Here is a 12550-nt window from a genome sequence, read left to right on the forward strand (position 1 = left end):
AGGGGCCTGGACCAGAGAAGGATCGGGAGCCGCGGGCCATGGCGCGCATCGTAGAACGGACAATGATTTTGGACGCAGCGCCCGAGCGCGTGTTCGATGCGGTCACACGGCCAGCCGTGCTGACGCATATCGCGGCGCCTTTGGTGCGCTTTGCGCCGGTGGATCCACCCCATTGGCCAGATCGATTTGCCACCGGCCCCCATCTGGTGTCGATGCGCTTATTCGGCCACCTGCCCTTGGGGCGGCAGGTGATCGATGTATCCTACCCCGAGACGCCACCGGACACGTATATCGTCCGCGATAACGGGCATTCGGCCCTGATTGCGCGATGGGATCATTGGATCACGATCCAGGCCACAGGCGATGGCGGTGCCCATTACACCGACCGGGTTGAGATTGAGGCGGGGTGGCGGACCGCACCCGTTGCGTGGTTTGCGACCGCCTTCTATGCCCACCGCCAAAAGCGGCTGCGGCGCCTGGCGGTGGTGGCGTTCGACCTGAGCCGGGTGTGATGGCGGGCTATTCGGCGGCGGCGGCCTCTGCCGCGGCGCGCTCAGCCTCGATCTGTTCGGCCTTTTTCTCGACCTGTTCGACGATATGATCGACCATCTGATCGTTCGACATCTTGTGGCTTTGCTTGCCTGCCAGATAGACCATGCCGCTCCCCGCACCTCCGCCGGTAAAGCCCACATCGGTCATCAGCGCCTCACCGGGCCCATTCACGACACAACCGATGATGCTGAGGCTCATGGGCGTTTTGATATGTTCCAGGCGCTGCTCCAGCGTTTCGACGGTTTTGATCACGTCAAAGCCCTGCCGCGCGCAGGACGGGCACGAGATGATGTTGACGCCACGGTGGCGCAGGCCAAGCGATTTCAGGATCTCGAACCCGATCTTCACCTCTTCAACCGGGTCGGCGGAGAGGCTGACCCGCATCGTGTCGCCCAGGCCCATCCAAAGCAAATTGCCAAGCCCGATGGCCGATTTCACTGTTCCGCCGACAAATCCGCCCGCCTCGGTAATCCCGAGATGAAACGGGGCATCGGTCTGTTCGGACAATTGCTGATAGGCCGCCATAGTCATGAAGACATCAGACGCCTTCATGGAAATCTTGAAATTCAGAAAGTCGTTGTCTTCCAGGATCTTGATGTGATCGAGGCCGGATTCAACCATCGCATCGGGACAGGGTTCGCCGTATTTCTCCAAGAGGTGCTTTTCCAAACTGCCCGCGTTCACGCCGATGCGGATCGAGCAATTGTGGTCGCGCGCGGCTTTGATCACCTCGCGCACACGTTCCGCGCTGCCGATATTGCCGGGATTGATCCGCAAACAGGCGGCGCCAGCCTCGGCGGCTTCAATCCCGCGTTTGTAGTGGAAATGGATGTCGGCCACGATGGGCACCGGGCTTTCGCGGCAAACCTCGTGCATCGCGCGGGCCGAATCCGCATCGGGCACCGACACGCGGACGATATCGGCACCCGCTTCTGCCGCGGCCTGAACCTGTTCGATGGTGCCCTTCACATCCGTTGTCAGCGTGTTGGTCATGGTCTGCACGCTGATCGGGGCATCGCCGCCGACCGGCACATTGCCGACCATGATCTGGCGGCTTTTGCGGCGATCGATATTGCGCCATGGACGGATGGGATTGTGCGACATGGGGACGGCCTTTGTCCGATCAAGTTACCGCTAAGATAAACATGTCGCGAGGGCGGGACAACGCACGCCAAGGCGCAAGGCGGCAATATGTCAGATCAGGGGCGTGGAACCGGGCGGATGTCGTCGGGACCTGGCGCGCTGACCTGAACGGGCAGTTCGTTGCTGGCGATGATCGCGGCGGCCACGTCGTCGGGCAGGTCGGGGAACAAAGCCGGCGTGGTCAGTTGCACATCGCCGCTGCTGCGTCCCGTCGGATCGTAGACCAGGTTTTCGCGGGCTTCCGGCACGACAACCGGGCCGGACGGCACGGCGAAGGCTTCGAACACGGCAGAAGCGACTTCGATCAGATCCGGGTCGCTCATATCGGCCAGCGGGAAGGTCTCGGACACGGCATCGGCGGTGAGTTCCACATCGCGCGCGATGGAGGCGCCTACCCCAGCCGGGCCAATCGCCACGCCATTGACCGCGAAATAGAGCGACCCCGCATTGCCCGACCGCAGCCGCGGCACGCCATCGCCATCGGGCACCACAAAGCTGTCGCCGCGGTTCAGCGTCGCCTCGAAAATGGTATCGCCCGCCGAAGAGGTGACCTGTACCCAGGTCGGATTGGTGGCGAAGATCATCACCTGATCGACCGGCTGCGTCACCTGGACATTGCCCGACTCGGGATCAGTATCGGCTTGAGCCAGTTGCGGGGTCCGTTGCGGCGCGGTCAGCGTGCCGACACTATCGGGGTCGAGCGTGCCGACGGCGCTGTCGCGCGGCGTCAGAACCGGCGCCTCAAGCGCCTGCGGGCGCAGAAGGCGATCCGCGGTCTGCGGGTTGGGCATGGCGATGTCAAAGCCCTGTTCAGGGTTGAACTCCTGCCCCATCCCCTCAAGCGGGTCCAATTGCGCCAGGGGCGCAGCGGGGGCTTCATCGATCGGGGCGATCTGAAGCCGTTGGATATCATGCAGAACGGCCCAAGCGCCGTAGCCGATCCCCAGCGCCAAAACGACGAGAACGGCGACGGAGCCAAGCGCGCCGGGCTCGATCCGGCTGAAAACGCTGTCGCTGACAGGCGCGTAGCTGATGCGGGTGGAGGACATGACCTCATTGGGGTGCACGCGCCGGGGGGCATCGCCGATAGAGCGTTTGACCTCGGCCGCCTGATGCGCCGAGCCGCCATGGACGCCACGAAACCCGGTTTCCTCGCAGAACCGGCGGAACGTCCATTCCGGGTCGATGCCCAGATAGCGCCCATAGGATCGGACATAGCCCGCGATGAACCCTTGGCTTTGGAAGGCGCCGACATCGCCGTTTTCTATCGCCGCGATATAGGTGGCACGAATGCGCAATTCACGCTCGACATCCAAAAGCGATTTGCCAAGCGTCGCCCGTTCGCCACGTAGCAAATCACCCAGCGGCACGTCGAGCAGATCATATCCATCGAAAGCGGGAGGCGGCGTGTCTTGCGGGGCAAAATCCACGGCGGAGTCGGAGTGTTCCGTGTCGGCATCCCAGCCCGACACGTCTTCGTTCCATCCATTGCCTGCGCCATGGCCCATGTGGCCGCCCCGATTCTATACGTCAGATACACCACGATTAGTGGTGTTCTGCTTATGTGTCCCAAGATGTTACCCCAATGCGGCCGATTCCAAAAGAACAACCACAGACAGCGCTTGAATTAGCATGGGAGGACGCGCCGTTGCACCCCGTGATGACCAAAAACACAGATTTTCGGCACGTTTCAGCGCAAGTTATTAACGATATCCGGTTAATGCAGCGCGTCGGGCAGATCACACCCGCCGCGCCGGGGCATAAATCTAGCCCGCCATCTCCTGGCGATTGAGCGCGCAATGGGACCAGAGCGAATCCATCGCATGGACCAGCCCGTCGACCTCTTTCGGGGTATGGACCGGCGACGGCGTGAAGCGCAGGCGCTCGGTCCCGCGCGGGACGGTGGGAAAGTTGATCGGCTGCACATAGAGCCCGAAATCTTCCAACAGCATATCCGAGATCGCTTTGGTGTGGACCGGGTCGCCCACCATGACAGGCACGATATGGCTACCATGGTCGATGATCGGCAGGCCGAGGCCCTTGAGGCGCAATTTCAGCACCTTGGCGCGTTCCTGGTGCAGATCGCGCAGGCCTTGGTCGGTTTTCAGGTGCCGGACCGAGGCCGCCGCCCCCGCAGCCACAACCGGCGGCAATGAGGTGGTGAAGATGAAGCCCGGCGCATAGGAGCGCACCGCATCGCACATCTTATCCGACGCCGCGATATAGCCACCATGGACACCATAGGCCTTGCCGAGCGTCCCGTTGATGATGTCGAGCCGGTGCATCACGCCATCGCGTTCGGCGACACCACCGCCGCGGGGGCCATACATACCAACCGCGTGGACCTCATCGAGATAGGTCAGCGCGCCAAACTCATCGGCCAGATCGCAAATCTCGGCAATCGGGCCGAAATCGCCATCCATCGAATAGATCGACTCGAAGGCGATCAGCTTCGGCGCTGCAGGATCGTCAGCTTCGAGCAGCTCACGCAGATGAGCGACGTCGTTGTGGCGGAAGATCCGCTTGGCCCCGCCATTGCGGCGTACACCTTCGATCATCGAGGCGTGGTTCAGCGCGTCGGAGTAAATAATGAGGCCAGGGAACAGCTTAGGCAGCGTACTTAACGTAGCATCATTGGCAATATAGGCGCTGGTGAAGATCAACGCGGCCTCTTTGTCATGCAGATCGGCCAATTCCGCCTCAAGCCGTTTGTGATAGACGGTCGTGCCCGAGATATTGCGCGTGCCGCCGGAGCCTGCGCCCGTAGCCTCAAGCGCTTCGTGCATCGCTTCAAGGACGACGGGGTGTTGGCCCATGCCCAGATAGTCGTTACCACACCAGACGGTGATGTCCTGCTCGGTGCCATCGGGCCGCTTCCAGACCGCATGGGGGAAATTGCCCTTGCGCCGTTCGATATCGATGAATGTGCGATATCGGCCTTCCTCGTGCAATTTGCCCAAGGCGGCGTCCAGAGCGTGTTCGTAGTTCACTGGCGGTCTCCCTTCCGGGGGTGTTCGCGCACCCCGAATGAAACGCTGGCTGCAAGGCGGATTATCCCGCGTTTGGCCTGACATATGGCGCCAGAGCGCCTTAGGCCAAGTTACAAAATGCCGCGACCCGGGCTTTGATCTGCGTCAAGGTGCGCGCGGAAAAGCCCGGGCCTGTTCGCCCGGGCCAAAGGGTCAAGCATTATTGGCTCAAACGCACCTCAAAAGCCGGGTAACCCAGACTGTCGGAGAACGCATAGCCGCCATGACAATCGTGGCAGAAGCTTTGGCTGATATTCATCGGATTACCGTTGGGTTGAACCGCGGAATAGATCCAGCCATCAGTATCGGGGTAATCGGCGGTCGCGGCGCGTTCCATGAAGAAGAGCGGGCCAGGACGCGGGGCGCCTTCGCGCAGGGAATAGCTTTCCTTGGCGATCACGCTGCCCACCGGCATTTCGAAGCTTTCGTCATCCTCTTCATACTGAATGTATGCCTCATACCCGACCTCGTTGACGAAGGTGTTCAGGAACCGGTTGGAGTGGAAACCGGGCGCGGCGGGGCCCGTCGCGGCAGCGCCCCAGCTACGATACTCAGTAGCCCAGGCATTGTCGCCCTGGGCGTACCCCGCGGCGAGATCATCGGAGATACACTCATAAAGCGCATCAATCTGCTCTTGCGTGAAATCGGGGATCTCGGCGTCGAATGTGCAGTCTTGCGCGGCAGCGGACGTGGCGACGAGCGCTGCAACCGCGGCTGCAGAGGCGAGAAGACGGTGATTCATGGATGGCATTCCTGCTGTCTATTTATATGTCCCTATCGTCGCATCTCAGGCGACATCGGCACGCTATCGCAGTTTGGAAGGATTCCAATCACACGGGTGTTCACAATGGCGGGAGGGCCCTTGAGAGGGCGGTTCTGTCATCGGGTTGCAGCCGCCTGCGCGGCGGGCCACGATGGGTAAAACACCCTCTGCCCCCGGAGCCACGTCCATGTCCCTTGACGCTGTTCTTGCCCGCATAGATGCCGATCTTGATGACGCCACTTCGCGCCTGTTCGAATTGCTGCGCATTAAGTCGATCTCGACCGATCCGGCCTATACGCCGGAGGTCGCCAAGGCCGCCGATTGGCTGGCCGAGGATCTGCGGGGCTTGGGCTTTGACGCCGAGGTACGCCCGACGGCGGGCCATCCGATGGTGGTGGGCCATGCGGGCGATGGCGGGCCCCATGTGCTGTTTTACGGCCATTACGATGTGCAGCCGGTCGACCCATTAGAGCTGTGGCACCGCGACCCGTTCGATCCGACCATCGAGGATCAGAATGGCGTCAAGGTGATCCGCGCGCGCGGGGCGGCGGACGATAAGGGGCAGTTGATGACTTTCCTAGAGGCCTGCCGCGCCTGGAAAGCTGAACATGGCAGCCTGCCCTGCCGGATCACGGTATTTTTGGAAGGTGAGGAGGAATCGGGCTCGCCCTCTTTGGTGCCGTTCCTGGAGGAGAACGCCGATGAGTTGCGCGCCGATGTGGCGCTGATCTGCGACACAGGGCTCTTTGGTGATAACACGCCCGCCATCGTGACGCAGCTGCGCGGGATGTTGCAGGAAGAGATCACGCTGACCGGCCCGTCGCTGGACCTGCATTCGGGCATGTACGGCGGGATCGCGATGAACCCGATCCGGGTGCTGACCAAGGTGCTGGCGGGCCTGCATGACGAGAACGGCGTGGTGCAGGTGCCGGGGTTCTACGATGGCATCCCAGAGATTTCCGATGAGCTGCGCGCGCAATGGGACGGGCTGAGCTTTGAGCCCTCTGCGTTTCTGGGCCCGGTCGGCTTGAGCGAGATGGCGGGTGAGTCGGGCCGGTCGGGGCTGGAGATGATCTGGTCGCGCCCCACGGCGGAGGTGAACGGGATCTGGGGCGGCTATAACGGCGCCGGGTTCAAGACGGTGCTGCCCAGCAAGGCCCATGCCAAGATCAGTTTTCGCCTGGTGGCGGGGCAGGATCCGCTGGTTCTGCGCGAGAATTTCCGCGTCTGGGTCAACGCGCAATTGCCGCCGGATGTGGAGGCGGAATTTGTGGGCCACGGCGCCTCACCGGCCAGCCAGATGGATACGAGTGCGGCGATCTTTGAGCAGACCCGCGAAGCGCTGAGCGAGGAATGGCCGTCGGCGGCAGCCTTTGTGGGCTGTGGCGGATCGATCCCGGTGGCGGGGTACTTCAAGGAGATTCTGGGGATGGAATCGGTGCTGGCCGGGTTCGGCAAGGATGACGATGCGATCCATTCGCCCAATGAGAAGTATGATCTGTCGAGCTTTCACCACGGCATCCGGTCCTGGGCACGGGTCCTGGCGCGGCTGGCCTGAGGGTCGGCGGTGGGCCAGGCTCTGCCGAGCGTGCTCGGGCGCTGACGCGCCCTTGCGCCCCGCTACGGCTCTGGCGCCTCGGCTGTGCCTCGGCGCGGCTGCGCGTCGATGCGGGCCGGTCCGCGCGAATTCCGGCACGTTTTGGGGGCGCTGCCCCCCGCCTTCGGCGACCCCCGGGATATTCTGGAAACAGAGAAAATGAGGCCGGTTCAGATTGCGGCGGGTGCGTCGAGGCGTGCAACCGAGCGCCAGAAGCGGGTCATCATCGTGACGGAGGCCAGGGCCAAGCCGATGAGCAGGCCCGCCCAGATCCCCTCACCCCCATAGCCAAGCGGCAGTCCCAGCAGATAGCCGCAGGGCACGCCGATGAGCCAGTAGGACACGACCGCATAGACCATCGGGATGCCCGTATCCTGCAATCCGCGCAGGAGGCCCAGGGCGATGACCTGACCAGCATCGACCAGTTGGAACAGGGCGGCCATCACCAGGAGGCTGGTGCCGACCGCGATGATCTGCGGGCGCAGCGGGTCGGTCGGGTCGACGAACAGACCCACCAACATCGGACCTGCCGACACCAGGAGCACGATCGTCGCCGCCACGGTTGTACCCGAGAGCAGGATCACGGCCAGCGCGGTTCGGCGCAGCCCGATGATGTCCCCTTTGCTGTGGGCGCGGCCCGCCCGTACCGTGGCCGCAGAACTGAGCCCGATATGGATCATGAAGGTGACTGACACGATCTGGAGGGCGATGGTGTGGGCCGCAAGCTCTAGCGTGCCGATCCAACCCATCATGATCATCGTTGCCATGAACAGCCCCGATTCCGCCAATAGCGTCAGCGCGATGGGCCATCCCAGCCGAAAGACCTGGGCCAGTGCCTCAGGGTCCGGGCGCCAGAACCGAGCGAACAGCATATCCTCGCGCAGCCCCTCGGCTCGCGTGGCATAGAGCGCCAGGACGATGAAGATCAGGATATGGGTGCCGAGCGAGGCCAGCGCCGCGCCTTCGATCCCCAATTCGGGTGCGCCCAGATTGCCGAAGATCAGCACCCAATTCAGGCCCGCATTCAATGCCGTACCGGCCAGCCAGGCCCAAAGAACGACGCCGGGCCGCTCCAACGCGCTGAGATGGCTGCGCAACACCACCAAGAGAACGCCGGGCCAAATTGCCAGGCCAGCAATCCGAAGATAGACCTGCGCGTCGGCGGCGATCTGAGGCTCTTGCCCGAATGCCAGCAAGATCGCACCGGAGAACCAGAAGATCGGCAAGGCGATCACACCAAAGCCCAGGCCGATCCAGAGCCCCATCCGTGTCACGCGGCGCACTTGGCGCCGGTCATCCCTTGCCCCCGCGGCCGCCACCATCGGCATCACGGCCAGACCGAAACCCATGCCGAGGATCAAGACGATATGGAAGAAATTGGCGCCCATACCCACGGCGGCCAATTCCGCGACCCCGTACCAGCCCATCATGACCGTGTCGGTCACTCCGATGAAGACCTGCGCCAATTGTCCTCCGATCAGAGGGAGGCCAAGCTTCAACGTGGCGCGGATATGATCGGGGAAGGTCATGGATCCCGCTTACGCCGCCCCCTGCCCCCGCGCAAGATCGCGCGACGGAAGAGCGACCGTTGCCAAAGCCAAGACATTTTTCACGATTGTTGATCAATTTGGCGCGGATTGTTCCGGGCCCCGACCCAATGCGCCATATTCTCGCCCCGTTCTGCAGGCATCACGGCATCTATCGCGTTTGCATTCCTTACTTTTTGTCGGTGTCGCCCATGATCAAGCATTTTATTCGTGAAGAACGTGGCGCCGTCACTGTCGACTGGACGGTTTTGTCGGCCGCTGCCGTTGGCATGGCGCTTGCGACTGTCGCGATCATGAACATTACCATCGACGATCTTGAGGGCCGCATGGATGGCGAATTGCGCTCTCGCCAATTGAGCGATCAATATATCGGCTACCATCAGGCCCATTTCGAGCTGTTGCTTCAGACCGGCTTGGTCACGGATGAACAGGCGCGCGAGACCTTCGATCTGGCCAATTCCATGATGAACCATCAGATCATCACCGAGTTGGCGGATGGCATTGCGGAAATGGAAGCGGGCACGTTGACGGATCAAGAGCTTGTCAACTTGTTGGCCATGGCATCGGTCGCCTCGCAGCGCAACATCGTAGATGATGCCATTCTGGAAGAGAATTTTGGTATCACCCCCGGCGGCAACAACTACGATGTGACAGTTGACGATGCGGGCAACGTGAGCGTTTCGCCCACCCAGTGAGCAACGCATCGGCGCACGCACCTACAGCTTTGATGGCCTGCTCCCCCACGGGACCAGGCCTTCTCGATTTTTTAATCCGTTTCGCGACGCATCCTGTCGGCCATAGAATGCACGCGACAGATCTTCCCCCCATGCCCTAAACCTGCCAATATACGGCGCAGCGCCCACAATATAGAGCAGAACCATGGCCGACGACCTCCTGTCCGGGTCCTCCGACACCACCGCCTATGACGCGTCCTCCATCGAGGTGTTGGAGGGGTTGGAACCCGTCCGCAAGCGCCCCGGCATGTATATCGGCGGCACCGATGAACGCGCACTGCACCATCTGGTGGCCGAGGTCCTGGACAATTCCATGGACGAGGCCGTTGCCGGCCATGCCAGCCGGATCGAGGTGGAGCTACACGCCGATTACGCCATCACCATCCGCGACAATGGCCGCGGCATGCCCTTTGATCCGCATCCCAAATTTCCCGGAAAGTCAGCGCTTGAGGTGATCCTCTGCACGCTCCATGCGGGCGGCAAATTCTCGGGCAAGGCCTATCAGACCTCTGGCGGTCTACACGGCGTGGGCGCGTCGGTGGTCAACGCGCTGTCGGATTCCATGGTCGTGCAGGTGGCCCGTGACCGCAAACTGGTGGAGCAGCGCTTTTCCCGCGGCCTCCCCCTTGGTCCGGTTGAGGAAATCGGCGCCGCGCCCAATCGCCGGGGCACCACCACAACCTTCCATGCCGATGAACAGATCTTCGGCTCGCACCGGTTCAAACCTGCGCGTCTGATGAAGATGGTCCGATCCAAGGCCTATCTGTTCTCGGGCGTCGAGATCCGGTGGAAAAGCGCGATCGATGATGGCGAGACCCCGACCGAGGCCATTTTCCACTTCCCCGGCGGGCTGAGCGATTATCTGGTGGAAACCCTGGGCAGCGCGGCGACCTATACCGACACACCTTTTGCCGGAAAGGTCGAGTTCCAGGGCCGGTTCCAGGTGCCGGGCTCGGTCGAATGGGCGATTTCCTGGACGCCCGCGCGCGATGGCTTCATCCAATCCTACTGTAACACCGTGCCCACGCCCGAGGGCGGCACCCATGAAACCGGCTTTTGGGCCGCGATCCTGAAGGGCATCCGCGCCTATGGCGATCTGGCGGGCAACAAGAAGGCCGCGAATATCACCCGCGACGACCTGCAAACCGGGGCCTGTGCGCTGGTCTCGTGTTTCATCGCCGAGCCCGAATTCGTTGGCCAGACCAAGGACCGCCTGGCCACGACGGAGGCGCAGCGGCTGGTCGAAAACTCCGTCCGCGACCATTTCGATAATTGGCTGGGCCAGAACACGAAAGAGGCGGGCGCGATCCTGGATTTCCTGGTGCTGCGTGCCGAGGAACGCCTGCGCCGCAAGCAGGAAAAGGAAACCGCCCGCAAATCCGCCACCAAGAAGCTGCGCCTGCCCGGCAAGCTGGTCGATTGTTCGCAGCAGGCCCGCGACGGCACCGAGCTGTTCATCGTGGAGGGCGACAGCGCGGGCGGATCGGCGAAAATGGCGCGCGACCGCAAGACCCAGGCGCTGCTGCCGCTGCGGGGCAAGATCCTGAACGTCTTGGGCGCGGCCTCGTCCAAGCTGGGCCAGAATGCCGAGATTTCCGATCTATGCCAAGCCCTTGGCGTGGGGATGGGGACGAAGTTCAACATCGATGACCTGCGCTACGACAAGATCATCATCATGACCGATGCCGATGTCGACGGCGCCCATATCGCGGCGCTGCTGATGACGTTTTTCTTCAGTCAGATGCGCCCGATGATCGACCAGGGGCACCTCTATCTGGCCTGCCCGCCGCTCTTCCGCCTGACCCAGGGCGCCAAGCGGGTCTATTGCCTGGACGAGATAGAGCGCGACGCCTGGCTGGAGAAAGGCCTGGGCGGGAAAGGCAAGATCGATGTGTCCCGCTTCAAGGGCCTGGGCGAGATGGACGCCAAAGACCTCAAAGAGACCACAATGGACGTCACAACCCGCAAACTGATCCGCGTGTCAGTGGACGACGACGTGCCGGGCGAAACCGGGGACCTGGTGGAGCGACTGATGGGGAAAAAACCCGAGCTGCGGTTCCAATATATCCAGGAGAACGCGCGGTTCGTGGAGGAGTTGGATGTCTAATGCCACAGCGTCTTTGCGTTTCTCTTCGTCAAATTAAAGAACATGAGATACATACAACACTTCGCTATGTTAGAAAACACGGCACCCAGTGGAGTGAAATTTATCTCCGATATGGAGAAATACAGAAGGATTTGACGCAAAAACTAATTAAGACCGGTGCGAGCTTGCTGTTGTACTACTTTTTGCTATCTACACTAGCCAACGAGACCCACGTTTCAGTCACTGTACAAGGTTACACCGCTGCTATTCCCACAGCTTATGTGACTCTAATAGCCAGCACCACTCTTTACTTCTTCATACTCCAATTTCAATCTTTATGGATGATACTTCACATTCGAGCGCGAGAAAGCTCAAAGATTGTGCTTCGAGGGTTTTCTCCAAACTCCTACGGATTTCTTATGAGCCAAGATGATATGGCGCTCGTGACACCGATCCATAGTAATGGCTTTTTCAAAGAGCGATTTAAGACATCCTCTATTTTGACGATTTTTACCATTATAACTACCACTACACTTCTAATACCTATAGCAGCTTTTATAGTTTTTTTGCTCCTTAAGCAGATCGAGGTTCTTAAATTAAATGATTTAAGACTAGATTACTTTTTGGCTATTTGCATCGGATCTATGATAATCTCTTTTTCAGTTATTTTCGTAATACTCTTCAATATACCACTTCCTGTCAGTAGGAATTCTTATAGTATCAGATGGGGCCTACTAGCGAGGCTCCATCCAATCGGGAGCCATCCTAGATTGCAAGCATTTCTGGATGATGACGAGATAAATAGCCAAGGGCCGTAGCACATATTAGGTTGATGAATCTCAATCAATCTTCTTTGCAGCGCAGACCCGCGGGGTGTCGCATGCCGCCTTTGAGTTGTGCGCTTTATGTCTCAAACCCGCACAAAGCCCGACCCTCGCGCCAAGACCCGCCAAAGCGCCGCCCCATTTGGGCGGGTCGGCGCTGGCCACGGGCACTGACGTGCTATTCCGTGGCTTGAGCGCATAGCATGCCCATTGGGGCGCCTCTCGCGTTTGCAGGCAAACGCTGCCGGTGGCGCGGGTGCAAACACCCGCTGAGG

At 60.9% G+C, this 12550-nt stretch carries 9 protein-coding genes; 4 read left to right on the top strand and 5 right to left on the bottom strand.

Annotated elements, in window-relative coordinates; all coding sequences use genetic code 11:
- Window positions 1-38 precede the first annotated feature (38 nt).
- A complete protein-coding gene (locus tag V8J82_RS17595; RefSeq protein WP_339977132.1) occupies window positions 39-512 on the top strand; it encodes an Rv1443c family protein in 474 nt (157 codons plus the stop codon).
- Window positions 513-519: 7 nt separating this feature from the next.
- Here the strand turns inward: V8J82_RS17595 and ispG are convergent, their stop codons facing one another.
- The 4 genes from ispG to V8J82_RS17615 all read right to left on the bottom strand — a co-directional run bounded on the left by ispG (window position 520) and on the right by V8J82_RS17615 (window position 5466).
- Complete coding sequence (gene ispG, locus V8J82_RS17600; protein ID WP_339977134.1) at window positions 520-1656, bottom strand: flavodoxin-dependent (E)-4-hydroxy-3-methylbut-2-enyl-diphosphate synthase; 1137 nt, start codon at window positions 1654-1656, stop codon at window positions 520-522.
- Window positions 1657-1751: 95 nt separating this feature from the next.
- Complete coding sequence (locus tag V8J82_RS17605) at window positions 1752-3203, bottom strand: helix-turn-helix domain-containing protein (RefSeq protein ID WP_339977136.1); 1452 nt, start codon at window positions 3201-3203, stop codon at window positions 1752-1754.
- 258 nt (window positions 3204-3461) lie between these two features.
- Window positions 3462-4685, bottom strand: coding sequence for a 5-aminolevulinate synthase (hemA, locus tag V8J82_RS17610; RefSeq protein ID WP_339977138.1), 1224 nt, complete (start codon window positions 4683-4685; stop codon window positions 3462-3464).
- A gap of 199 nt (window positions 4686-4884) precedes the next feature.
- Window positions 4885-5466: a cytochrome P460 family protein gene (locus V8J82_RS17615; RefSeq protein ID WP_339977140.1), complete on the bottom strand. Its 582-nt coding sequence runs from the start codon at window positions 5464-5466 to the stop codon at window positions 4885-4887.
- A gap of 208 nt (window positions 5467-5674) precedes the next feature.
- Between V8J82_RS17615 and V8J82_RS17620 the strand changes: the two genes are divergently transcribed.
- Window positions 5675-7045, top strand: coding sequence for a M20/M25/M40 family metallo-hydrolase (locus V8J82_RS17620; protein WP_339977142.1), 1371 nt, complete (start codon window positions 5675-5677; stop codon window positions 7043-7045).
- A gap of 209 nt (window positions 7046-7254) precedes the next feature.
- Here V8J82_RS17620 and V8J82_RS17625 read toward each other — a convergent pair whose 3' ends face one another.
- Window positions 7255-8613 carry an MATE family efflux transporter gene (locus V8J82_RS17625; RefSeq protein WP_339977144.1) on the bottom strand — a complete coding sequence of 453 codons (1359 nt, stop codon included), beginning with the start codon at window positions 8611-8613 and terminating at the stop codon, window positions 7255-7257.
- Window positions 8614-8822: 209 nt separating this feature from the next.
- Between V8J82_RS17625 and V8J82_RS17630 the strand changes: the two genes are divergently transcribed.
- Complete coding sequence (locus tag V8J82_RS17630) at window positions 8823-9326, top strand: hypothetical protein (RefSeq protein ID WP_339977146.1); 504 nt, start codon at window positions 8823-8825, stop codon at window positions 9324-9326.
- 184 nt (window positions 9327-9510) lie between these two features.
- On the top strand, window positions 9511-11472 hold the full coding sequence (gene parE, locus V8J82_RS17635; protein WP_339977148.1) for a DNA topoisomerase IV subunit B: 1962 nt from the start codon (window positions 9511-9513) through the stop codon (window positions 11470-11472).
- Window positions 11473-12550 lie beyond the last annotated feature (1078 nt).

Origin of the sequence: Gymnodinialimonas mytili (assembly GCF_037544085.1) — a bacterium.
GTDB lineage: Bacteria > Pseudomonadota > Alphaproteobacteria > Rhodobacterales > Rhodobacteraceae > Gymnodinialimonas > Gymnodinialimonas mytili.